Genomic DNA, 21,225 nt, shown 5'->3' with positions numbered 1-21,225 from the left:
GAGGATGGTCGGGCCGCGTTCAAGAACTTTCTGTCTCCGGCCCCGCCGTTTTTTCTCCCTCTCGACACGACGACACCCATGACCGCGTTCGACTCGACGGCCGTGAGCGTCGTCGTGCTGATCGGCCTGCTGGCGGCGAGTGCCTTCTTCTCCAGTACGGAAATCGCCGTCTTCTCGCTCTCTCGGGAGTGGCTCGACGAACGCGTCGCCGCACAGGACCGACGGGCGGCGGTGCTGGCCGAACTCCGCGACGATCCGCATCGCCTGCTCGTGACGCTGCTCGTCGGCAACAACCTCGTCAACGTCGCCATCTCCAGCATCCTCGCGGTCCTCCTCGCGGAGCGGTTCTCGGGCGGGATGGCCGTCGCGCTGACGACCGTCGTCGCGGGGAGTGTCGTCCTCGTCTTCGGCGAGATACTGCCGAAGGCGTACGGACTGGGTCACGCCGAGTCGTGGGGGCTGACTGCGGCACGGCCCGTCCGGATCGTCGAGCGCCTCCTCCTCCCCATCGTGGTCGTCTTCGACTTCGTGACGCGACGGACGGGAACGATGATGGGTGGCGATCCGGACATCGAGGAGCCGTACACCGACACCGATCCGAAGCACGCGGGGGGCGAAGGAGCGAAGTGAGCGGCCCGCCAACGGCCGGCCGTGAAAGAGTTCGAGCGCAAGCAGCTCCTCGAACGCGTCAACCGTGAGGGGGCGACGGTAGGCGCGGACATCCCCGAGCGCATCACGGTGCAGGGCGAGGAGGTGGACCTCCAGCAGTTCGTCTTCGAGATCAAGCGACGCGATACGGTGCCCGCGGGGGAGCGCGAACGGGTCGACCGAGCCAAAAAGAACCTCCGGCGCGAACGCCTCCAGCGCCTCCAGCGCATCGAGGACGGCGAGGTGAATTACGAGGAAGGCGAGCGACTGGTCGAGAGCATCATCGGCATCGACCGCGCGCTCAACGCCCTCGAACAGCTCGGCCCCGCGAACCTCGAGAGTGAGGCGCAAGCACAGGAGGCGGCGGACCGCAAGCGCTGGATGACCTTCCTGAAGAAGGCGCTCGGCCACAAGGACACCAGCCACAACACGCGGGGCCGGCTGTGAGCCGGAACGCCGAGGTCGCCGCCCGGTTCGAGGAGATGGCGGACCTCCTCGAAGCGCAGGGCGTGGAGTTCAAACCCCGGAGCTACCGCCGCGCCGCCGAGAACGTCCGCGATTGTCCCGTGGCCATCGAGGAACTGGTCGACGAGGGGAAGGACGCAGTGATGGAGATCGACGGTGTGGGCGACGCCCTCGCGGACAAGATAATCGAGTACGTCGAGACGGGCGACATCGAGGAACTGGCGACGCTCCGCGAGCAACTGCCGGTCGATATGGTGGCGCTCACGAGCGTCGAAGGGGTGGGACCGAAGACGGTCGGGGCCCTCTACGAGGCGCTCGGGATCACGACGCTCGACGAACTCGAAGCCGCCGCCAGCGACGGCGAGATTCGAGAAGTGTCGGGCTTCGGCGAGAAGACGGAGGCGAACATCCTGGAGAACATCCCCTTCGCCCGACAGGCACAGGAACGGGAACTGCTGGGCGACGCCCGCCCCGTCGCGGAGGGGATCCTCGACTACCTCCGGGGCGCCGAGCCGATCGAGCGCGCCGACGTCGCCGGATCGCTCCGGCGGTGGCGCGAGACCATCGGCGACGTGGACGTCCTCGCCGCGAGCGCGGACGGCGAGGCAGCAGTCGAGGCCTTCCTCGACTGGAACGCCGACGCCGACGTGATCGAGGCCGGGACGACGAAAGCGAGCGTCCGCGCCCGCGGCATGCGGATCGACTTCCGGGTCGTCGTCCCCGCGGAGTTCGGGTCGGCGCTCCAGTATTTCACCGGGAGCAAGGACCACAACGTCCACCTGCGCAACCTCGCCATCGACCGCGACCTGAAGATGAACGAGTATGGCATCTTCGACGTGAGCAGCGAGGCGCCGGAGACGCCTCGGGAAGCCGGCGACGACCAGCGTGCCGGCCGCCGGGTCGGCGGCGAGACCGAGGCGGAGATGTACGACGCGCTCGACCTGCCCGTGATCCCGCCGGAACTGCGGGAGGACCGGGGCGAAATCGAGGCCGCGGCGGCCGGCGAGCTGCCCGACCTGGTGGCGGAAGACGAAGTCCGCGGCGACCTCCACACCCACACCGACTGGTCGGACGGCGGCGAGTCGATAGAGACGATGCTCGGGGCGGCCGAAGAGCGCGGCGACGACTACCTCTGCATCTCCGATCACGCCACCGGCCCGGGGATGGTCGGGGGCGTCGGCCTCGACGACGACGAGTTGCGCGAGCAGAGCGGGTCCGTCGCCGCAGCCGCCGAGGACGCCAGGATCGAGGTCCTCCACGGCGTCGAAGCCAACGTCGACGCCGACGGCGACCTCTCGGTCGGCGACGACGTCCTCGCCGACCTCGACATCGTGATCGCCTCGCCCCACAGCGGCCTCGGCATGGAGCGGGCGGCGGCGACCGACCGCCTCGTCCGGGCGGTCGAGCACCCCGAGACGGACGTGCTCGGCCACCCGACCGGCCGCCTCATCAACGACCGCCCCGGCCTCACGCTCGACGTGGACCGCCTCGCGGCGGCCGCGGCCGACGCCGGGACGGCGCTGGAGGTAAACGCCAATCCCCACCGCCTCGACCTGAACGACGAGGCGGTCCGGGCCGCCGTCGAGGCCGGGGCGACCGTCGTAATCAACACCGACGCCCACGGAATCGGCGAACTCGACTACCGTCGCTACGGCGTGCACACGGCCCGGCGAGGGTGGGCGGAGACGGCCGACGTGCTCAACACCCGGACGGTCGCGGACCTGCGATCGTGGCTGGGGTGACGGTCGGCGGATGACGCGCTTTCTCTGTGACGCGATGCTCGGTAAACTGGCGCGGTACCTGCGGATGTGTGGCTACGATACGGCGTACGCACTCGACCGGGGCGTGGAGACGGACGCCGCGGTCGGCGACCTGGCGCGGCACGAAAGCCGAACGCTCGTCACCCGGGACGCCGACCTCGCGGCGCGGACGGCGGGCGCCATCCTCCTCACGGAGCGGGACATCGAGGCACAGCTACGCGAACTCCGGGCGGCCGGCGTGTCGCTCTCGCTCCCCGAGACGCCGCGGCGCTGTGGACGGTGTAACGGGGCGCTCGAACGAGTCGGAACGGATGCTGAGAGGCCCGCCGGCGCACCGGACCCGGCGGAGACCTCCGTCTGGCGGTGTGAGGAGTGTGGGGGACACTTCTGGAAGGGAAGCCACTGGGACGACGTGCGAAGCCGACTGCCCTAACCTAACGCCCGCTCCAGTCCTCGCAGGCGTCCATGTCGGCCATGACGCCGTCGTGGAAGCCACAGTAGGGCTGGATGCCGCGCTCGGTGCGGACGTACTCGAAGTGTTCGCAGTTGCCGCAGTAGCGGTCGGCGGCGTCGGTGCTGGTACTGGTCGCGGCCGAGGACTGCCACATCTCGCCGCCACCGCCGGACGCCGTGGCCGTGCCGCCGCCGCCGGTCGACCCGCTGCCGCCGGCCGTGGGCGAAGAGGACGAAACCGACGCCACCTCGCGGATGTCGTCGTCGTCGCTCCCGCCGTCGCTCACTTCCGCGCCGACGGTGGCCGTCGGGGTGGAACTGCTGCCGCCGAGGCCGACGCTGCCGTGCGAAGTCCCGCGGTCGACTTCGATCACCTTCGTCTCGCCCTGCCGCGTCACTTCCATGGTGACGGTGCCGCCGGGGTCGTTGCGCGTTTTGAAGTTGGCGATGCCGACGAACAGACACCAGAAGGTGGTGAGCGCGCCGAGGAAGTAGACGCCGACGGTGGGGAGAGTCAGGTCGACCATGCCGGGCGCGCAGTTGGCGCCGGACCACCGGCAGGGGTAGGCGTGCGCGAAGAGCGCGACGCCGAGGACGGCGACGCTGGCGCCGATGCCCGCGGCGGCGCGGGTCGATCGCTCGGCGGGCAGGACGGCCGAGATGCCGAGGAAGACGGCGGGGACGCCGAGGCCGGCGAGGATGCCGCCGTACTCCCGCACGTCGAACAGGGTGGTGCCACCGCCCATCAGTACGTCGGTCGTGGCGACGACGATGCCCGCGACGACGAGGACGATGCCGACGACGAACAGGCTCGCCCCCGCGTAAATCTGCCGGAGGCTCGGCCCGCTGCGGTCGTCCCCGTGGTAGACCTCCCCGAGACTGGTCATACGCTGGCTACAGTCGCCTCCCACAAAACCCTACGTCAGACGGGCGTGTGACGGCGAAGCGGGCGACGAGGCGCCGTGTCGCCGGCACGCCGACGGGGCCACCGTCCGGACGGTCCGAAGGCGTTAACTCGGGGGGCGCAGTATCGGCGGCTATGAGCGACGATACGGACGAGGAGGAGGCGCCGGCGGTCGAACTCGGCGATGGCGAACCGGTCGAGGGCGCGCCACTCGCACGGATCGCCTCGCGGCTCACCTGGCCCCAAGAGGCGAGCAGGGTTCGCGAGAAGGAAGGCGACGCGACGATTCGAACGCCCGACGGACCCCGGAGCCTCGAGTCGATCCTCGACGCCGTCGACGAGACGTACTTCGACACCCGACAGACGTTCCTCTCCGCCGTTCGGTCCGAAATCGGGACCGGCCCGATCCCCACCGCCGAGGAGTGATCTACCCTCGCCAGCGGCGAGGAACTATCCCGCTCCACGACGAAACGTAGGCGATGCGCCTCCCCCGACTCTCCTGGGTGCAGACGTCCCTGCTCGCCGGCCTCGTTCTCGCCGTTCTGTGGTCGCTCTGGAGCGTCCCGCCGACCAGTCTCGACGCCCGTCTCGTCCGCGACGTGACCGTGTTCGTCGGCCTGCCCGGGGCGCTCGCGCTCGCACGGGGGCGTGACCTCGGCTGGCGCGTCGACCGCCGCGCCCTCCGCAACACCCTCCTGCTCGCCGCCTTCGTCACGCCGTTTTACGTCGTCGGCGCGTCGCTGCCGACGATCCGGGCGTACTACCCCATGTGGGAGACGAACACCGCCCTCGCCACGTTCGTCCCCCACGCCCTCGCGCAGTTCGTCGTCGCCGCGGCTGCCGAGACGTACTACCGCGGGCTGCTCTGTGTCGGCGTCCGCGAAATCGGGTTCAAGAGCGTCTTCATCAGCCCCGTGGTCTACGCCATCCACCACGTCCACAAGCCGCCGATCGAACTCCTGCTCTCCGCGCCGACGGACGTGCTCTTCGGCGCCGTCGACTACGAGAGCGAGTCCATCCTCCCCTCCGTGGTCGCTCACGGGTTCGGCCTGGCGCTTCTGGACTGGCTGGTGCTCCACCCGCCGGTCGTCCCGACTGCGACCGTCGTCCGGGTGCTCTCGTGGCTTCCCGTCCCGCTGTAATCCCGGTGTGGGTTTATGCCGACGCCGCCCGTCCCCCCACACATGGCACCGTTCGAACACGTGATCGTCCCGACGGACGGGAGCAAGGCGTCGAAACGCGCGGCCGAACACGCCATCGACCTCGTCTCGAATTCCGGCGGGCGGATCACGGCCCTCTACGTCATCGACATGGGCGACGCGGACTACGTGGCCGTCCCGAGCGACATCGCGGAGACGAAAGAGCGCATCCGGAAGAAGGGACAGAACCTCGTCGACGACGTCCGCGAGATGGCCATCGACGCCGGTATCGAGTGTGAGACGGCGGTCGTCACGGGTATCGCCGACGAGGAAATCGTCGCCTACGCCGAAGCGAACGGTGCCGACCTGATCGCCCTCGGAAAACACGGCAAGCGCGACCCGGACAAACCCCTGATCGGCAACACGGCCCGACGGGTCGTCCAGGAGTCGTCGGTGCCGGTCCACACGGTGTAATTTATACCCTTCCCAAGACTATCCACGGCTATGACGTTCCCGATCGATCCGACCGTCGTCGACCCGGAAGACATCGGCGAGAAGCGCGCGACCCTGGAGATGAGCCACGAGGAGGCGGTCGAACACGTCCGCGAGACGTTCGAGGCCGCCGGCTTCGGCGTGCCCGTGGAGTTCTCCGTCTCGGGGATGCTCAACGAGAAAATCGACGCCGGACGCGACCCGTACTACGTCCTCGGCGCGTGCAATCCCGCGATGGCCGACCGCGTCCTCGACGCCAGCGAGGGACGCGTGGGCGCGCTCATGCCGTGTAACGTCGTCGTCTGGGAGGAGAAGCCGGGCGTCCAGACCGTCTATCACGTCAGCATCATGCGGATCGGCCGACTGCTCGGCATGGCGCCGGACGACGAGGAGATGGCCGACATCGTCGCCGAGACGGGTGAGATGGTCGAGGCGGCGTACGCGGCGCTCTAGAAGTCGGACAGCGTCGTCTGTAGCCCCGCGACCATCGCCGACTTCCGTCTGAGCGCCGCGAGCGTGGTGGGGAGGTAGTCGACGACGCCCCGCACCGCGTCCGCGAGCGTCTCCGCCGTCGCGTGCTCGCCCTCGAAGGCGTGGCGAACGCCCTCACGGACCTGCCAGACGCCCGCCGGTCCCCAGTAGTCGTCGGAGACGTGCCGGAGGACGAGACATTTCGCCTGTCGGTTCCGGTCGTCGAGGTGTTCGAGGGCGGCCAGCCGGGCGGCGTGGTACGCCCCGGCCGTCTCCTCGACGTAGCCGGTGCGGCCCTCGTACCCCTCGCGGTCGGCGGCGATCCACATCCCGGCCTCGGGGTCGGGGTTCCAGACGCTCCCCGGCGCCTTCAGCTCGACGAGTTCGTACTCCCACTGTCCCGGCGCGAGGAGCACCCAGTAGGCGTTGCCGAGGAACTCGTTGCGATGGATCTCCACCTCGCCGATGCTCCGGGCGTCCCGGAGCGACCCCCGCAGGAACTGGCCCACAGTGTCGTCGACGGCGGTGATCGACCACCGCGTGGGGACGAGGCGGCGGTTCTCGCTCCGACCGAGTGCCCCCGCCGAGAGGATGGTGTTCACCTCGTACACGTCGAAGCCGCGGCGGTAGAGGTAGTTGATCGCTCCCTCGGCGCGCCAGTCGTCGTCCTCCAGCGTCTTCTTCACCGGCCGGGGGACGTGCGGGTTCTCACCCAACTGTGCGGAGCGGGCGCGGGCGCTCGGGCCGGTCGGCGTCGAGACGCCGTCGGCGTCGAAGTCGACGGTCGGGTCGCCGTCCAGTCCGATCTCCACGTCGACCGGGCGGTCCGCGATGGCGACTTCGCGGCCGACGCCGACGAAGCCGTCCCAGGCGTCGTGGGCGTCGACGGGCGTCGACCGGCGGGAGTTGAGGAGCCCCGTCCGACGGCGAAACACCTCGTCCAAGTCGACGCCCTCCTCGTACCACGCGCCGCTGGTGACGTAGCTGTCCGCTCGCCCCTCGTCGCCGACGGGCGAGAGGATGCCGGTGGAGACGTTCGGGTAGTTCGACCCCCCGACGAAGATGGAAGGCGAGACGCTGCCGACGATGGCGTCGCCGGAGACGGACTGCTGGACGCGGTCGGCGACGCCTTCGACGTAGTCGAGAATCTCGTAGGACTTCTCCTTCGCGAGGCGCCGTCGCTCGGCGCGTTCGTTCGCCTCGAGGTCGACGAACTCGTCGAGGCGCATAGGGATCGTTGCGCCGGCCGGGATTTGAACCTGTCGCGCTAGCTGTGGATACCCATCGCCTCGATCTGTTCCTGATACCGGTTCCGGATGGTGACTTCGGTCACCTGGGCCACGTCGGCCACCTCCCGCTGGGTCTTCTTCTCGTTACAGAGCAGGGACGCGGCGTAGATGGCGGCGGCGGCGTAGCCGGTGGGCGATTTCCCCGAGAGCAGTCCCTTCTCGGCGGTCTCTTCGATGATCTCGTTGGCCTTCACCTGCACTTCCTCGCTGAGGTCGAGTTCCGAGCAGAAGCGGGGGACGTACTTCTTCGGGTCGACGGGTTTCATCTCCAAGCCGAGTTCCTGGGAGATGTAGCGGTAGGTGCGACCGATCTCCTTGCGCTCGACCCGCGACACCTCCGAAATCTCCTCCAGCGAGCGGGGGATGCCCTCCTTTCGACAGGCGGCGTAGAGCGCGGCGGTGGCGACGCCCTCGATGGAGCGCCCCCGAATCAGATCCTCGTTGAGCGCGCGTCGGTAGATGACGGAGGCCACCTCACGCACGGATCGAGGAACGCCGAGCGCGGAGGCCATCCGGTCGACCTCCGAGAGCGCGAACTGGAGGTTGCGCTCGCCCGCGTCCTTCGTCCGAATCCGCTCTTGCCACTTCCGCAGGCGGTGCATCTGCGAGCGCTTTCGTGAGGAGATAGAGCGTCCGTAGGCGTCCTTGTCTTTCCAGTCGATGGTCGTCGTCAGCCCCTTGTCGTGCATCGTCTGGGTGGTCGGGGCGCCCACCCGCGATTTCTCCTGTCGTTCCTGGTGGTTGAACGCCCGCCACTCCGGGCCGGGATCGATCTGTTCCTCCTCGACGATGAGCCCGGTCTCTTCGTGAATCAGTTCGCCATCGGCCGTCCTGACGAGGTCCTCGGGGTCGAGGTCGTCGACGTCGACGTCCTCGTCGGCTTCGTCCTCCTCCTCCTCGCCCTGCCATCGCGTCCGGTCGTCCCGCTGGCGGGTGGGCCGTGTCATCGCGTTTATATAGTCGTAGCTGGCGTTTACTTAAACCCTTGGACGGTTTCGGCCGGGGAGCCGACGCGGGCGGCGCACGCGAGTCCCGACGGACGGCGGGGGAAGGACTTATTTTACGAACCGTGTTGCTGTACGGTAATGTGTCGAGAGATGAAGCGGGAACCCGCCTGGGTGGCGGCCATCCGGCTGGCGCTGCTGGAAGGGCGGGTCGACGTGCCGAGCGTGGTCGAGGAGGCGAACCTGATCCCCGGCCGCGAACGGACCGTCCGCGACGTGCTCTCGACGATGGCCGACCGGGGGCTCCTCGAACCCGTCGACGACGGCGTGTACGTCCCGGGGTCGGTCCTCCTGGACTCCGACCGGTTCGACCTCGATTTCGACCGGGCCTCCGACGGCGGTGCCCACCGGTGGAAGTCGTCCGTGTGACCGGCGCGGACCGACATAGCGTAAACTATGTATTTACTAGGGTCGTACGCCGGATCGATGGGTAAGCTCACCGATACGAAGATTTCGGAGAAGAACCTGACGACCGTCCCGAAGCCGGTGCGGAACTTCCTGGATATCGGCGCCGGAGACCGGGTGGAGTGGCACGTCGAGGACGGGCGGATCGTCGTCCGGGTCGACGACGGGGAGGGCTGATACTGTCGACTGTAACTGTTTCAAGATATTCGCCACCCCGGGGTGGCGAATATCCCAACTGACGTACAGCCGTCAGTATGAGATCACAGGTCCGACGGCTCGTCCACGTCGCGCCGGACGCCGGGGTCGCCGGTGTCGACGAGGACGCCGTGATCGAGGAGGATCGACCGTCCGCCCACGTCACCGGTCACGTCGGTGAGAGCGTCGAAGAACCGACGGTCGAAACAGACGGGGTTACCCCGGTGGCCGTCGTGGGCGGCCGCCAGCGCGTCCCCGGCGCCCGCGGCGTAGGCGTCGACGAGTCGCCCCACCGTCGCCGGCGCGACGAAGGGCATGTCGCCGAGGGCGACGACGGCGGCGTCGGCCCGATCCGGAACCGCGCGCATCCCCTCGCGGACCGAGGACGCCTGCCCGGTGGCGTAGGCGTCGTTCTGAACGAGTTCGACGTCGAGTCCATTCAGCGCGGCGGCGACGCGGTCGGCCTCGTGGCCGACGACGACGATTACGGGGTCGACCGGCGCCGCGAGGAGCGTCCGCGCGGCGCCCCGAACGAGGGGGTCGCCGTCGTGGGTCTCGAGGAGTTTGTTGCGCTCGCCGTACCGATCGCTGGTGCCGGCGGCGAGGAGGACGCCGGCGACGGACGGGGACTCGTCGGGCGCGTCGAACGGTGGGGAGACGACGGGCAGACTCATCGCTCCACGACGGGGTAGGGGACCACCTCGACCGCCGTGCCGCGGTCGAGCGCCGACTCAGTGAGGACGAACCCGTTCGCCCGCGTCGCGCGCGTACTCGACGAGAGGACGCTGGGATCGAAGGCGTCGTCGTAGATCGGCAGGGGGGAGTCGGCGTGGCCGAGGGGCATCGCCGTCCCGTCGTCGAGGGTGACGGGGATAGCGTAGGCGAAGCCGGGGGCCGCGATATCGACGGCCCGAGCCATCGACGCGTCGACCGTCGGGAGCGACGCGTCGCCGGTGAAGAAGGGGCGGGCGACGAGCGTCGTCACGGCGTGGGCGCCGACGGGTTTGCCGGGGATGGCGACGGCGACGGCGTCGTGATCGGGGAGTTCGGCGACGGCGATGGGCTTGCCGGGGCGGAGGGCCACCCGGTGGAAGCGCAGGTCGCCGAGGGCAGCGAGCGCCCGCACCACGAAGTCCTTGTCGCCGACGCTGGTGCCGCCGGTGGTCATCACCACGTCGTGTTCGCGCGCGAGTTCGTCGATCCGCGACTCGACGCGGTCGTAGTCGTCGGGGACGCTCCCCTCGTGGGTCGCCTCGTGGCCCCACGACCGGACGAGACCCGCGAGCATCGCGGAGTCAAGGTCGCGCTGGCGCCCCTCGTGAATCTCGGTACCGGTGGCCAGCAGGCCGACCGAGAACCGGTCGCGGACGGTCACCGAATCGATCCCGAGGTCCGCGAGGAGGAGGGCGTCCTTCGGACCGAGGCGCTCCCCGGCCGCGAACAGTTGCTCCCCCTCGGCGACGTTGCTTCCGCGCTCGTAGACGTAGGTGCCGGGGGAGAGGTCGGTCCCCGTCAGACGGCCGGCGTCGAAGCTCGCTTCCTCTCGTTTCAACACCGCGTTCGCCCCCTCGGGGAGGGGCGCGCCGGTGGCGATGCGGGCCGCCTCGCCGGGGCCGAGGGACGGCGGGTCGTCCTCCGGAAACACCTCGACATCCACGAGTTCGAGCGGATACGGGTCCGTCGCGTCGAACGCGAAGCCGTCCATGGTCGCGTGGCTGTGCGCAGGCACGTCCGTGGGCGCGCGGATCGGCTCCGCGACGGCACGGCCGGCGAGGCGGTCGAGCGGCACCGTCTCGGTGCCGAGTCGCGGCAGCCACGCCTCACGGAGGGCTCGAACCCGTTCGGCGCCGTCGTCCCACTCGATCAGGTCGTCGTGTGTGTCTCCAGTCATAATATGGACTTAGGATCTGAATATACGTCACCAACTTTTATTGCTGTGATGGCCCATACCACGACCCGTGCTAATAGTATGCACATAGTGGAGGGTTATAAAAGATGACGATGTGGCACGACGGACGGGTCGGAGGGATCGACCGATGAATTTCGAAGGCGAGTTCGAGCTCGACGGGGTACCGCCCGAGAAGGCGTGGATCGTTCTCTCGGACCCCATCGCGGTCCGGGACGCGCTGAAGGGGTGCCGGTATATCGCCCCGATGGACGACGACTTCAACTTCGACGAGTACGAGCCCGAGGAGGGCCTGGAGACGCTGCCCGACGCGGACGCCGACGACGTGGCCGACCGGGCGTTCGTCGCCGGGGAGAAGTACGCGGCGCTGATGCAGGTGGGCGTCGGCAGCGTGAAACCGCAGTTCGAGACGACGGTCACCATCAACGAGCGCGACGGCGACGACTTCGAGATGTTGGCGAGCGGCGGCGGCGACGCCAGCGGCAGTAGCTTCAGCATGAACTCGGGGATGCGCATCCACGAGCTGGAGGACGGCGGGGGGTCGCGCATCGAGTGGTGGACCGAGGCCGACATCTCGGGGCGCATCGCCCAGCTCGGCTCCCGGGTTATCAAGCCCGTCTCCGACAAGATCGTGAACAACTTCTTCAGCAACATCGAGCAGCAGATGACCGACGTCGACGAGGAGACCAGCTCCGGCGTCACCGACCGACTCCGCAACATGCTATGAAAGCTGCACCGTTCGAACACCACGAACCCACGACGGTCGACGAGGCGGTGAGCCTCTTGGAGAGCCTGCACGAGCCGACGATCCTCGCGGGGGGACAGAGCCTCGTGCCCATGCTCCGATTCCGGCTGGCTCGCCCGGACACCGTCGTCGACATCAACGGCATCGACTCGCTCGATTACTTCCACGAGGACGACGGCTACCTGAAGATCGGTGCGCTGGCCCGCCACGCCGACGTGGAGGACAACGAGCTGATCGAGGATCGGTACGGGAGTTTCGCCGACGCCGCGCCGCTGATCGCGGACCCGCAGATCCGCAACCGTGGCACCATCGTCGGATCGATGGCACAGGCCGATCCCAAGGGCGACTGGGGGAGCGTCCTCATCGCCCACGACGGCGAGGTGGTCGCGAAGGGACCCGACGGGGAGCGAACCATCCCCGCGGACGAACTGTTCCTCCTGCCGTACGACACGTCGCTGATGGAGGACGAACTCATCACGGAGGCGCGCGTCCCGACGCCGGCTCCGGGCGAGGGAAGCGCGTACCACAAGCTGAAACGCAAGACGGGCGACTACGCGATGGCGGGGGTCGCGGCCCGACTCGTCCTCGACGACGACGGACGGATCGAGGACGCGGGCATCGGCATGACCGCCGTCGACATCACGAACGCCCGGGCGGCGGACGCCGAAGCGCACCTCGAAGGCGAACGGCCGAGCGCCGACCTGTTCGAGACGGCGGGCGAACTCGCGGCCGAGGCGTCGAACCCCGAATCCGACGAACACGGCGACGCGGCCTACAAGGAGCGGATGGTCGACGTGCTGACCCAGCGGGCGCTGGGTGACGCGGCCGAGCGAGCCGGCGCCGTCAAACGGAGGGTCACACAGTGACTGACGAACGCGAAATCACGCTGACGGTCAACGGCACCGAACACACGATCGAAGTCGAACCGCGAAAGCTGCTCGTCCACGCCATCCGCGAGGATCTGGACCTGACGGGCACCCACATCGGCTGTGACACGGGTAACTGCGGCGCGTGTACCGTCCTCAAGGACGGCGAGCCGATCAAGTCCTGTCTGACCTTCGCGGTCCAGGCCGATGGGAGCGAGATCATGACCGTCGAGGGGATGGAGGACCTGCCCGAGGCCGAGGGGGAACTCCACCCGCTCCAGGAGGGGTTCCGCGAGGAACACGGCCTCCAGTGTGGCTACTGTACGCCCGGGATGATCATGTCGGGGAAGGCGCTGTTGGACGAGAACCCCGACCCAGAGGAGGGGGAGATCCGCGAAGCGATCAGCGGCAACCTCTGTCGGTGTACCGGCTACCAGAACATCGTCAAGTCCATCGAGTACGCCGCCGACGAGCTGAAGGCGGAGCCCGCGACTGCGGACGGCGGGAGCGTCACCGCCGCGGAACGGTTCGACGGCGAGACCGACTTCGACTGCGGCGTCGAGGACTGCTGTGGCGGCCCGTCGGCGGACGGTCCGATCGAGGGCGCCGATCCCCAGTTCGACGACGTTGGAGGTGAGGACACGTGAGTAGTGAATCCGACGACACGGCCGAGCCGAGGGAGTATCAACACGACGACGACGGCGGCCCCCAGCCCGAGAAACACTGCGGCCACGGCCGCGGTGGCATGGGCGAGGAGGTCACGCGCAAGGAGGACAAGCGGTTCATCACCGGCCGCGGCAACTACGTCGACGACATCAAGAAGCCGCGGATGCTCCACTGCGAAATCGTCCGGAGCCCGCACGCCCACGCCCGAATCGAGGACATCGACGGGTCGCGCGCGATGGCCCTCGACGGCGTCGTCGCCGTCCTGACGGCTGACGACTTGCTCGAACACGACCTGGCGACCATGCCGACGCTCATGGACGACACCCAGGACGTGCTCGTCAACGACAAGGTGAAGTTCCAGTCCCAGGAGGTGGCGGCGGTCATCGCCACCGACCGCTACGTCGCGAAGGACGGCGCCGAGAAAGTCGAGGTGGAGTACGAGGTGCTCGACCCGGTCGTCGACGCGGAGGAGGCGCTGGAGGAGGACGCACCGCTCATCCGCGAGGAACTCGACGATCAGGAGGACAACCACATCTTCGACTGGGAGACGGGGGACAAAGAGGAGACCCAGGAAATCTTCGACGCGGCGGACGTGACGGTAGAGGAGGAGATGGAGTACCAGCGGCTCCACCCCGCACCCATCGAGACCTGTGGCTGCGTGGCCGACTGGGACCCCGGCGACGACAAGATGACGGTCCACATGACCTCGCAGGCGCCCCACGCCCACCGCACCCTGTTCTCGCAGGTGTCGGGCATCCCGGAGCACAAGGTTCGGATCGTCAGCCCGGACGTGGGCGGCGGCTTCGGCAACAAGGTGCCCATCTACCCCGGCTACGTCGTCGCCGCGGCGGCGTCGTACGTGCTGGAGCGGCCGGTGAAGTGGATCGAGGAGCGCTCGGAGAACATCCAGACGACCGGCTTCGCCCGCGACTACGACATGACGGGCGAACTCGCGGCCACCGAGGACGGCGAGATTCAGGGCGTCAAAGTCGACGTGCTGGCGAATCACGGCGCGTACAACGCCGCCGCCCAGCCGTCGAAGTTCCCGGCCGGCTTCTTCAACATCTTCACCGGGTCGTACGACATCGAGGCGGCGTACGGCTCGCTGACGGGGGTGTACACCAACACCGCGCCCGGCGGGGTCGCCTACCGGTGTTCGTTCCGCGTTACCGAAGCGGTGTACCTCATCGAGCGGATGGTGAAGGTGCTCGCCGACGAACTCGACGTGGACCCCGCGGAGATCCGACGGAAGAACTTCATTCCCTCCGATGCCTTCCCGTACGAGTCGGCGACGGGGTGGAACTACGACTCCGGCGACTACGAGAAGGCACTCGACAAAGCGCTGGAGATGGCCGACTACGACCACTACCGCGAGGAGCAACAGCGCCGGATCGAGCAGGATGCGGACAAGCTCATCGGCATCGGCATCTCGTCGTTCACCGAAGTCGTGGGCGCCGGCCCCGGCAAGCAGTGTGACATCGCGGGCATCGAGATGTTCGACTCCGCGGACCTGCGCGTGAACCCGACGGGCAACGCGGTGTTGCGCGTCGGCGTCCAGACCCAGGGACAGGGCCACGAGACGACCTTCGCCCAGATCGTCGCCGAGGAACTCGGGATGGACGTCGACGACATCGTCGTCGAACACGGCGACACCGACACCGAGCCGTACGGCCTCGGCACGTACGGGTCGCGCTCGACGCCGGTGGCGGGCGCCGCGACGGCCGTCGCCGCGCGGAAGGTGCGCGACAAGGCCAAATCCATCGCCGCGAACGAACTCGAAGCCGCGGAGGAGGACATCGAGTGGGACCGCGAGTCCGGCGAGTTCCACGTCGCCGGCGCGCCGGATCGCTCGATCACCATCACCGAAATCGCCGCGGGCGCCTACATGAACCACCCCGGGAGCGAGGAGCCCGGGCTGGAGGCGACGAACTACTACGACCCGCCGGAGATGACCTACCCCTTCGGGTCGTACATCGTGATCGTCGAGGTGGACCGCGAGACCGGCGAGGTCGACTTCGAGAAGTTCGTCGCCGTCGACGACTGTGGCAACCGCATCAACCCGATGATCATCGAGGGGCAGATCCACGGCGGGCTGGCCCAGGGCATCGGGACGGCGATGATGGAACACGTCACCTACGACGACAACGGCAACGTCACCGGCGGTGACTTCATGAACTACCTCCTGCCGACGGCGAAGGAGATTCCCAACTTCGAGACCGGACACACGGTCACGCCGTCGCCACACCACCCCATCGGGGCCAAGGGCGTCGGGGAGTCGCCGACGGTCGGGTCGCCGCCGGCCATCGTCAACGCCGTCGTCGACGCGATGAGCCACGCGGGCGTCTCGCACGTCGAGATGCCGATGACCCCCGACGTGGTCTGGGAGTCGCTGGACGAGGCCGGTCTCGCCATCGAACCCAGCGCGAACGTCGCCTTCGAGTTCGACGACGCGGGCGAGGAGCCGGCCGACGACTGATCGGGGCGAGCCGCCGCCCCACCTTCGAGAACACGGGACCACGACAGATGACACGGGACGAGACGCGACCGGAGGAATCGAGCGACGACGGGGCCGCCCTAGAGCGGGCGCTCGCGGAGCGCGGCGAGGCGTACGCGCGGGTGACGGTCGTCCGGCGCGAGCCGCCGGTCTCCGCGAACGTCGGCGACCGGGCGGTCGTGACGCGTTCGGGGGAGATTCACGGCTGGATCGGCGGCATGTCGTGTGCGCAGTCGGTCGTCAGCGAGGAGGCGACGACCGCCATCGATGACGGCGAGCCGCGCCTGCTCGGCATCGCCCCCGACCCCGATACGGTCGACCGACCGGGCGTGTCGGCGTTTCCCATGCAGTGTCACAGCGAGGGCGTCCTCGAACTGTTCGTCGAGCCGGTGACGCCGGCGCCGGAACTGCTCGTCGTCGGCGGGTCGCCCATCGCGCGGTCACTCGCGCGGCTGGCCGCCGAACTCCCCGTCGACGTGACGCTGGTCGACCCGGACGGCGACGCCGACGACTTGCCGCCGGGGACGGCGGCCACGACGGTCACCGATCCGGACGAAATCGCCGCGGCGGTGGGGACGGCGCCGCTGGTCGTCGTCGCCTCGATGGGCGGCTACGACGCCCGCGGGGTGGCCGCCGGCGTCCGCGCGGACGCGGGCTACATCGGTCTCGTCGCCAGCGACGCCCGGTGTGCGGAGGTGATCGAGCGGGCGGCCGACCTGCTGGACCGCGACCCGGACGCGGTGCGGGCGGCGGTGACGAACCCCGCCGGCGTCGACATCGCGGCCCACACCCCGCCCGAAATCGCCGCGAGCATCCTCGCGGAGGTGGTCGACGTGCGGGCCCGTGCCGTCGGCGGCACCGAGGCCGCGGGGACGGACGAGACCGACGCCGACGCGATCGACCCGGTGTGTGGCATGACGGTGACGCCCGGCGAGGCGGCCGCGAGCGTCGATCACGACGGCGAGACGTACCACTTCTGCTGTCGGGGCTGTGCGGACTCGTTCCGCGCCGACCCCGCGGCGTATCTGGAGGAGGACTCGACCGCCCCAGCATGACTCGGAACACGTCGTTCGAGTCGGTGACCGAATCGGACCTCGAAGCGCGCTTCGAGCGGGCGGACTACGTGGCCGACGACCGGACGGTGACGACGGTCAGCCTCGCGCTCCAGTTGGGGCGGCCGTTGCTGGTCGAGGGACCGCCGGGAAGCGGCAAGACGGAGCTCGGCAAGGTGCTCGCGGCGTCGTTCGACACCGATCTGATCCGCCTGCAGTGTTACGAGGGGCTGACCGCGGAGAACGCCCTCTACGAGTGGAACTACACCAAACAGCTGCTCGCGGTGCAGGCCGACGAGGGGAGCGTCGCGGACGACGAGCGGTCGGTGTTCGACGAGGAGTACCTGCTGGAGCGGCCGCTCCTCCGTGCGCTCACCGCGGGCGACGAAACGCCGCCGGTCCTGTTGATCGACGAAATCGACCGCGCGGACGAGGAGTTCGAAGCGTTCCTGCTCGAACTGCTCTCGGACTTTCAGGTGTCGATTCCGGAGCTCGGCACCGTCAGCGCCGAGCGGCCGCCGGTGGTCGTCCTCACGTCGAACCGGACCCGCGGACTCTCGGACGCGCTCAAGCGCCGGTGTCTCTACCTCCACGTCGACCCGCCGGACTTCCAGGACGAGTACGAAATCGTCCGCCGGAAGGTGCCGGAACTCGACGCGGCGGTGGCGGCCGAGGTGTGTGCCGTCGTCGCCCGCCTCCGCGAGGAGGCCTTCCTCAAGCGGCCGGGCGTGGCCGAGACGCTGGACTGGGCGCGCGCAGTCGCGAGACTCCGGACCGACGACGAACCGCTCTCGGCCGACGAAATCGAGCGGACCATCGGCTGTCTGCTGAAGGAAGTCGAGGACGTGGAACGGGTGGACACCGAGTTGCTCGAACGGCTGCAGGCGGCCGCCGCGGCCGCCGAGGACCGACTCGAAGCGTAATGGCCCCGACAGACGACTCGGACGCCGGCCTCGACGCCCCGACGACGAGTGACGACGACGTGCCCGACTTTGGAGCCGCACGGCGTCACGTGCTGATCGAGACGATACGGCTCGCCGGGATGCTCCGACGCGAGGGCGTCCCCGTCCCCACCAGCGGGTCGCTGGCGGCGGCGCGCGCGCTCGCGACCGTCGGGCTGGGCGACCGGGACGCCGCCGAGGCGGCGCTGCGCGCGACGCTCGTCTCCGAGGCGTCGGACCTCGACGCCTTCGACGAGGCATTCCCCGAGTTCTGGCACCGGCTTCGGTCGGGGCTGGACGCCATCGCGACGGATCACGAGGGGCCGACGCCCGACGGGGAGGACGGCGACGACGCCGTGGCCGACGCCGAGTCGACGACCGACGATCCCGGACTGCTCGCGGACGCGGAGGCGCCGGAGATGGACGGCGAGGGCGGCCCGGGCGAGGTGGCGGTGCGCATCCCGACGGAGCGCCGGCACGTGACGGGCGACCGGGCGGTCGAGACGGGAGAGGGGGACGCCCGGCGGTACAGCGCCGTCGGCGAAGGCGGTCGAGTCGACGTCGACGCGGCGGAGTTGACCGCGGCGGAGTCGGCGGCGGTCGATCGGTTCGTGGACGCGCTCGCGACCCTCCCCGGACGGCGCCGGCGGGCGTCACGGACGGGCGAGCGGGTGGACGCACGGCGGGCGCTCCGGGCGAGCCTGGAGACGGGCGGCGCGGCCATCGACCTGCCGCGTCGGGAGCCGACGCCCAGCGAACTCCGGTGTTGCCTGCTCGTCGACGTGAGCGGGTCGGTCCTCGACACCGTGGACCGGAGCGTCCTACTCGCGTTCGCTGAGCGCCTGCACGCGAGCGCTCGGGACGCGCGAATCTTCCTCTTCGACACCGACCTGCGGGAGGTGACGGCGCAGTTCGACCGGGCGGGCGGCGACCCGGCGGGCGCGCTCCGGGACGCCGCGGTGGAGTGGGGCGGGGGCACCGAAATCGGGGGGGCGTTCACGACCCTCCGCCGGGACCACCCCCACGCGGTCGACCGGCGGACGGCCGTCGTCGTCGTCAGCGACGGCCTCGACGTGGGCGACGAAGACGTACTGAAAGACGGCGTGACGTGGCTGGCGGACCGCGCGGGGGCGCTGCTCTGGCTCAATCCGCTCGCCGTGTCGCCGCAGTTCGCACCCCGGTCCCGCGGGATGGCGACGAGCGAGCCGTACGTCGACGCGCTCTTCGGCTTCGCGGAACCGGCGGATCTCGGGGAAGCGGCCCGACAGCTCGAACGCCGGGGACTCGCCGGCCCGGTCGGGTACGAGTACGACCGCCGCCGGCGGGCGGGAGGTGACGGGTCGTGACGGACTCGGTGGTCGCGCGGGTCGCCGACCGCCTCCGGGACCGTGGGACGACGGCGGACGCGAGCGTCGACCGGATCACCGTCGGGGACGCCGCCGTGCTGGTGGAGTTGTCCAGCGGAGTCGGCCTCGCCCACCGGCCGCCGGGCACGGCCCCGGCGACGGACGGCGTCGACCTACCGCGGCTGCTGGGGTGGGCGACGGGGGACGAGGACGGGGCGGGGGCGGGGGGCACCGACCCCATCCGGCGGGCGCTCGGCCTCGCGACGCTGAACGCGCTGTCGGCCCCGCACGTCGCGTGGCGGACGGGCGATCCGATGGCGTTGCTGGACCCCGGGGTGGATCGGGTGACGACCGTCGGCCTCTTTCGCCCCGCCCTGCGGAAGTTCGCGGACGTGACCGTCCGCGTGATCGAACGGAAGCCGGTGGGGGAGGTGTCGGCGCCGGCGGGCGTCCGGGTGGAGACGTTCACGCCGGCGGAGACGGCGGCGGCGATGGACGGGGCCGAGGTGGTCTTTTGCACCGGGTCGGCGTTCGTCTACGGCGGCGCGGCGGCGTATCTCGACGCCGCCCCCCCGTCGGCGACGCTCGTCGTCGTCGGGGCGACGGCCTCCTTCCTGCCGGCGCCGCTGTTCGCGGCGGGCGCGGACGCCGTCGCGGGCGCGGCCGTCGACGACCCCGACCGGGTTCGCGACGCCGTTCGGGCGGGAGCCTGTGGAACCGACCTGCACGACGCCGGCGTGCGCAAGGTGTACGCGGTGGCCGACCGGGCACCCGGCGTGCGATTCGATACGACCGAGAAGAACCATGACAGGACGTAACTGGAGCGTGCCGGAGACGGAAGTCGTACAGCGCATCCGCGACCGACTCGACGCAGCGGGGACGGACGTCCTCGCGACGGTCGTCGACATCGAGGGCAACGCCTACCGGCGGCCGGGGGCGAAGATGCTCCTCGACGCCGACGGCGACGGGGTCGGCAGCATCACTGCTGGCTGTCTGGAGGACGAACTCGTCCGCGTCGCCGACGAGGTCAGGGCGGCGGGCGAGCCACGCCTCGTCACCTACGACCTGATGGAGGGCGAGGACGAGGAGGTGTGGGGCCTCGGCGTCGGCTGCAACGGCGTCATCGAGGTCCTGCTCGAACCGCTGACGGAGACGTACCGGCCAGCGGTCGAGGCCTTCGGGGACGGCCGCGACGTAGCCGTCGTGACGGTGCTCGACGGCGGGTCGGGGTCGCTCGAACGCGGCGACCGCGCCTACTACGATCCGGCCGGTGGAACGCTGTCGGCGCCGGACGGTGACGCCGCCGCGTGGCCGACGGATGCGCTCGCCGCCCCCGCGGCGGAGCTGGCCGAGCGCGGCCGCGCCGACACCGTGACCGTCGACGGGGCGACGCTGTTCGTGGACGGCCTGTCGGCGCCGCCGGAACTCGTCGTCTTCGGCACCGGCCACGACGTGGGGCCGGTGACGGAGCTGGCCGCGAAAAACGACTTCCGCGTGACCGTCGTCGGGTTCCGGGGTGCGGTCGACCTCGCGGAGCGGTTCCCCGCCGCGGATCGGACGCTGACCACCTCGCCCGGATCGCTGACCGAGGTGGTCGACCTCGACGATAACACGTACGCCGTCGTGATGACGCACAACTTCGTCGACGACCGGCTGACCGTCGAGGCGTTGCTCGACGCCGCGGTCCCGTACGTCGGCCTGATGGGGCCGCGGGAGCGATTCGACCAGATGCGCGACGCCTTCGCGGAGGAGGGGCGAACGTTCGCCGACTCGGAGCTATCGACGCTTTACACGCCGGTCGGACTCGACCTGGGCGGCGGCTCGCCGTATCAGATCGCACACAGCATCGTCGCGGAGGTACTGGCCGTCGTCAACGACCGGACGCCGCGGCACCTGAAGACGCGTGAGGGGCCGATCCACGACCGGGTGGACGTGGACGCGGACGCCGGCGTCCCGCCGCGATAACGCGGTCGTCGGGCGTCGG

24 protein-coding genes are annotated in these 21,225 nt (G+C 69.7%); 19 read left to right on the top strand and 5 right to left on the bottom strand.

The genetic code is table 11. From position 1 onward, the window contains the following. Positions 1-78: 78 nt before the first annotated feature. Genes DU484_RS08530 through DU484_RS08515 form a run of 4 tightly spaced genes read left to right on the top strand, consistent with a single transcriptional unit; the run spans position 79 to position 3,306 of the window. Positions 79-630: a CNNM domain-containing protein gene (locus tag DU484_RS08530; protein WP_114605702.1), complete on the top strand. Its 552-nt coding sequence runs from the start codon at positions 79-81 to the stop codon at positions 628-630. A 21-nt stretch (positions 631-651) separates the two neighbouring features. Further along, positions 652-1,095, top strand: coding sequence for a DUF5788 family protein (locus DU484_RS08525; RefSeq protein ID WP_114585606.1), 444 nt, complete (start codon positions 652-654; stop codon positions 1,093-1,095). After that, positions 1,092-2,855: a DNA polymerase/3'-5' exonuclease PolX gene (gene polX, locus DU484_RS08520; protein WP_114605701.1), complete on the top strand. Its 1,764-nt coding sequence runs from the start codon at positions 1,092-1,094 to the stop codon at positions 2,853-2,855. Before DU484_RS08525 ends, polX begins: the two co-directional genes overlap by 4 nt. A gap of 10 nt (positions 2,856-2,865) precedes the next feature. After that, complete coding sequence (locus tag DU484_RS08515) at positions 2,866-3,306, top strand: Mut7-C RNAse domain-containing protein (protein ID WP_114605700.1); 441 nt, start codon at positions 2,866-2,868, stop codon at positions 3,304-3,306. 1 nt (position 3,307) lies between these two features. Here DU484_RS08515 and DU484_RS08510 read toward each other — a convergent pair whose 3' ends face one another. Further along, positions 3,308-4,213: a DUF7139 domain-containing protein gene (locus DU484_RS08510; protein WP_114585603.1), complete on the bottom strand. Its 906-nt coding sequence runs from the start codon at positions 4,211-4,213 to the stop codon at positions 3,308-3,310. A gap of 152 nt (positions 4,214-4,365) precedes the next feature. Here DU484_RS08510 and DU484_RS08505 point away from each other — a divergent pair, with 152 nt between their 5' ends. From DU484_RS08505 to DU484_RS08490, 4 genes are read left to right on the top strand one after another with little or no spacing between them, the layout of a single operon-like run. Continuing rightward, positions 4,366-4,656, top strand: coding sequence for a DUF5789 family protein (locus DU484_RS08505; RefSeq protein ID WP_114605699.1), 291 nt, complete (start codon positions 4,366-4,368; stop codon positions 4,654-4,656). A 53-nt stretch (positions 4,657-4,709) separates the two neighbouring features. Next, entirely contained in the window at positions 4,710-5,372 is a 663-nt protein-coding gene (locus DU484_RS08500; RefSeq protein WP_114585601.1) for a CPBP family intramembrane glutamic endopeptidase, read from the top strand. Between the two features lie 42 nt (positions 5,373-5,414). After that, entirely contained in the window at positions 5,415-5,843 is a 429-nt protein-coding gene (locus DU484_RS08495; RefSeq protein WP_114605698.1) for a universal stress protein, read from the top strand. Between the two features lie 30 nt (positions 5,844-5,873). After that, positions 5,874-6,314: a DUF302 domain-containing protein gene (locus DU484_RS08490; RefSeq protein WP_114605697.1), complete on the top strand. Its 441-nt coding sequence runs from the start codon at positions 5,874-5,876 to the stop codon at positions 6,312-6,314. Here the strand turns inward: DU484_RS08490 and nreA are convergent. Both nreA and DU484_RS08480 read right to left on the bottom strand, forming a co-directional pair. Further along, entirely contained in the window at positions 6,311-7,561 is a 1,251-nt protein-coding gene (gene nreA / locus DU484_RS08485; RefSeq protein ID WP_114605696.1) for a DNA repair protein NreA, read from the bottom strand. The two genes, DU484_RS08490 and nreA, sit on opposite strands and share 4 nt — an antisense overlap. Before the next feature lie 38 nt (positions 7,562-7,599). Beyond that, the gene (locus DU484_RS08480) at positions 7,600-8,568 is read right to left on the bottom strand and encodes a transcription initiation factor IIB (RefSeq protein ID WP_114585597.1); all 969 of its coding nucleotides are present in this window, start codon (positions 8,566-8,568) and stop codon (positions 7,600-7,602) included. Between the two features lie 138 nt (positions 8,569-8,706). Between DU484_RS08480 and DU484_RS08475 the strand changes: the two genes are divergently transcribed. Both DU484_RS08475 and DU484_RS08470 read left to right on the top strand, forming a co-directional pair. Beyond that, complete coding sequence (locus DU484_RS08475; protein WP_114605695.1) at positions 8,707-8,994, top strand: hypothetical protein; 288 nt, start codon at positions 8,707-8,709, stop codon at positions 8,992-8,994. A 57-nt stretch (positions 8,995-9,051) separates the two neighbouring features. Continuing rightward, positions 9,052-9,207, top strand: coding sequence for an AbrB/MazE/SpoVT family DNA-binding domain-containing protein (locus DU484_RS08470; RefSeq protein ID WP_114605694.1), 156 nt, complete (start codon positions 9,052-9,054; stop codon positions 9,205-9,207). An 83-nt stretch (positions 9,208-9,290) separates the two neighbouring features. Here the strand turns inward: DU484_RS08470 and DU484_RS08465 are convergent, their stop codons facing one another. After that, positions 9,291-9,899: a nucleotidyltransferase family protein gene (locus DU484_RS08465; protein WP_114605693.1), complete on the bottom strand. Its 609-nt coding sequence runs from the start codon at positions 9,897-9,899 to the stop codon at positions 9,291-9,293. Beyond that, complete coding sequence (locus tag DU484_RS08460) at positions 9,896-11,116, bottom strand: molybdopterin molybdotransferase MoeA (RefSeq protein WP_114605692.1); 1,221 nt, start codon at positions 11,114-11,116, stop codon at positions 9,896-9,898. Before DU484_RS08460 ends, DU484_RS08465 begins: the two co-directional genes overlap by 4 nt. A 145-nt stretch (positions 11,117-11,261) precedes the next feature. Here DU484_RS08460 and DU484_RS08455 point away from each other — a divergent pair, with 145 nt between their 5' ends. The 9 genes from DU484_RS08455 to DU484_RS08415 are packed head-to-tail and all read left to right on the top strand — an operon-like array spanning position 11,262 to position 21,206. Further along, complete coding sequence (locus DU484_RS08455) at positions 11,262-11,858, top strand: CoxG family protein (RefSeq protein ID WP_114605691.1); 597 nt, start codon at positions 11,262-11,264, stop codon at positions 11,856-11,858. Continuing rightward, positions 11,855-12,742: an FAD binding domain-containing protein gene (locus DU484_RS08450; RefSeq protein ID WP_114605690.1), complete on the top strand. Its 888-nt coding sequence runs from the start codon at positions 11,855-11,857 to the stop codon at positions 12,740-12,742. The genes DU484_RS08455 and DU484_RS08450 overlap by 4 nt, the downstream gene beginning before the upstream one ends. Beyond that, positions 12,739-13,389 (top strand): (2Fe-2S)-binding protein, encoded by a 651-nt coding sequence (locus DU484_RS08445; RefSeq protein WP_114605689.1) that lies wholly within the window; start codon positions 12,739-12,741, stop codon positions 13,387-13,389. Before DU484_RS08450 ends, DU484_RS08445 begins: the two co-directional genes overlap by 4 nt. Then, positions 13,386-15,884: an aerobic carbon-monoxide dehydrogenase large subunit gene (locus DU484_RS08440; RefSeq protein WP_222844892.1), complete on the top strand. Its 2,499-nt coding sequence runs from the start codon at positions 13,386-13,388 to the stop codon at positions 15,882-15,884. Before DU484_RS08445 ends, DU484_RS08440 begins: the two co-directional genes overlap by 4 nt. 47 nt (positions 15,885-15,931) lie before the next feature. Next, positions 15,932-16,957 (top strand): XdhC family protein, encoded by a 1,026-nt coding sequence (locus tag DU484_RS08435; RefSeq protein WP_114605688.1) that lies wholly within the window; start codon positions 15,932-15,934, stop codon positions 16,955-16,957. Beyond that, positions 16,954-17,877 carry an AAA family ATPase gene (locus tag DU484_RS08430; protein WP_114585588.1) on the top strand — a complete coding sequence of 308 codons (924 nt, stop codon included), beginning with the start codon at positions 16,954-16,956 and terminating at the stop codon, positions 17,875-17,877. The genes DU484_RS08435 and DU484_RS08430 overlap by 4 nt, the downstream gene beginning before the upstream one ends. Further along, a complete protein-coding gene (locus DU484_RS08425) occupies positions 17,877-19,241 on the top strand; it encodes a VWA domain-containing protein (RefSeq protein ID WP_114605687.1) in 1,365 nt (454 codons plus the stop codon). The genes DU484_RS08430 and DU484_RS08425 overlap by 1 nt, the downstream gene beginning before the upstream one ends. Continuing rightward, positions 19,238-20,059 (top strand): Rossmann-like domain-containing protein, encoded by an 822-nt coding sequence (locus DU484_RS08420; protein ID WP_114585586.1) that lies wholly within the window; start codon positions 19,238-19,240, stop codon positions 20,057-20,059. The genes DU484_RS08425 and DU484_RS08420 overlap by 4 nt, the downstream gene beginning before the upstream one ends. After that, positions 20,046-21,206 (top strand): XdhC family protein, encoded by a 1,161-nt coding sequence (locus DU484_RS08415; protein WP_114605686.1) that lies wholly within the window; start codon positions 20,046-20,048, stop codon positions 21,204-21,206. The genes DU484_RS08420 and DU484_RS08415 overlap by 14 nt, the downstream gene beginning before the upstream one ends. Positions 21,207-21,225: the final 19 nt, after the last annotated feature.

This window comes from Haloplanus rubicundus (genome assembly GCF_003342675.1).
Taxonomy (GTDB): Archaea; Halobacteriota; Halobacteria; order Halobacteriales; family Haloferacaceae; genus Haloplanus; species Haloplanus rubicundus.
Note: the sequence above shows the minus strand (reverse complement) of the source record. Positions and strands in the feature narration are given on the sequence as shown.

Coding starts and splice junctions, on each gene's coding strand:
- DU484_RS08530 (WP_114605702.1), top strand. CDS start 79: ATGACCGCGTTCGACTCGACGGCCGTGAGCGTCGTCGTGCTGATCGGC.
- DU484_RS08515 (WP_114605700.1), top strand. CDS start 2,866: ATGACGCGCTTTCTCTGTGACGCGATGCTCGGTAAACTGGCGCGGTAC.
- DU484_RS08510 (WP_114585603.1), bottom strand. CDS start 4,213: ATGACCAGTCTCGGGGAGGTCTACCACGGGGACGACCGCAGCGGGCCG.
- DU484_RS08505 (WP_114605699.1), top strand. CDS start 4,366: ATGAGCGACGATACGGACGAGGAGGAGGCGCCGGCGGTCGAACTCGGC.
- DU484_RS08500 (WP_114585601.1), top strand. CDS start 4,710: ATGCGCCTCCCCCGACTCTCCTGGGTGCAGACGTCCCTGCTCGCCGGC.
- DU484_RS08495 (WP_114605698.1), top strand. CDS start 5,415: ATGGCACCGTTCGAACACGTGATCGTCCCGACGGACGGGAGCAAGGCG.
- DU484_RS08490 (WP_114605697.1), top strand. CDS start 5,874: ATGACGTTCCCGATCGATCCGACCGTCGTCGACCCGGAAGACATCGGC.
- nreA (WP_114605696.1), bottom strand. CDS start 7,561: ATGCGCCTCGACGAGTTCGTCGACCTCGAGGCGAACGAACGCGCCGAG.
- DU484_RS08480 (WP_114585597.1), bottom strand. CDS start 8,568: ATGACACGGCCCACCCGCCAGCGGGACGACCGGACGCGATGGCAGGGC.
- DU484_RS08475 (WP_114605695.1), top strand. CDS start 8,707: ATGTGTCGAGAGATGAAGCGGGAACCCGCCTGGGTGGCGGCCATCCGG.
- DU484_RS08470 (WP_114605694.1), top strand. CDS start 9,052: ATGGGTAAGCTCACCGATACGAAGATTTCGGAGAAGAACCTGACGACC.
- DU484_RS08465 (WP_114605693.1), bottom strand. CDS start 9,899: ATGAGTCTGCCCGTCGTCTCCCCACCGTTCGACGCGCCCGACGAGTCC.
- DU484_RS08460 (WP_114605692.1), bottom strand. CDS start 11,116: ATGACTGGAGACACACACGACGACCTGATCGAGTGGGACGACGGCGCC.
- DU484_RS08455 (WP_114605691.1), top strand. CDS start 11,262: ATGAATTTCGAAGGCGAGTTCGAGCTCGACGGGGTACCGCCCGAGAAG.
- DU484_RS08450 (WP_114605690.1), top strand. CDS start 11,855: ATGAAAGCTGCACCGTTCGAACACCACGAACCCACGACGGTCGACGAG.
- DU484_RS08435 (WP_114605688.1), top strand. CDS start 15,932: ATGACACGGGACGAGACGCGACCGGAGGAATCGAGCGACGACGGGGCC.
- DU484_RS08430 (WP_114585588.1), top strand. CDS start 16,954: ATGACTCGGAACACGTCGTTCGAGTCGGTGACCGAATCGGACCTCGAA.
- DU484_RS08425 (WP_114605687.1), top strand. CDS start 17,877: ATGGCCCCGACAGACGACTCGGACGCCGGCCTCGACGCCCCGACGACG.
- DU484_RS08415 (WP_114605686.1), top strand. CDS start 20,046: ATGACAGGACGTAACTGGAGCGTGCCGGAGACGGAAGTCGTACAGCGC.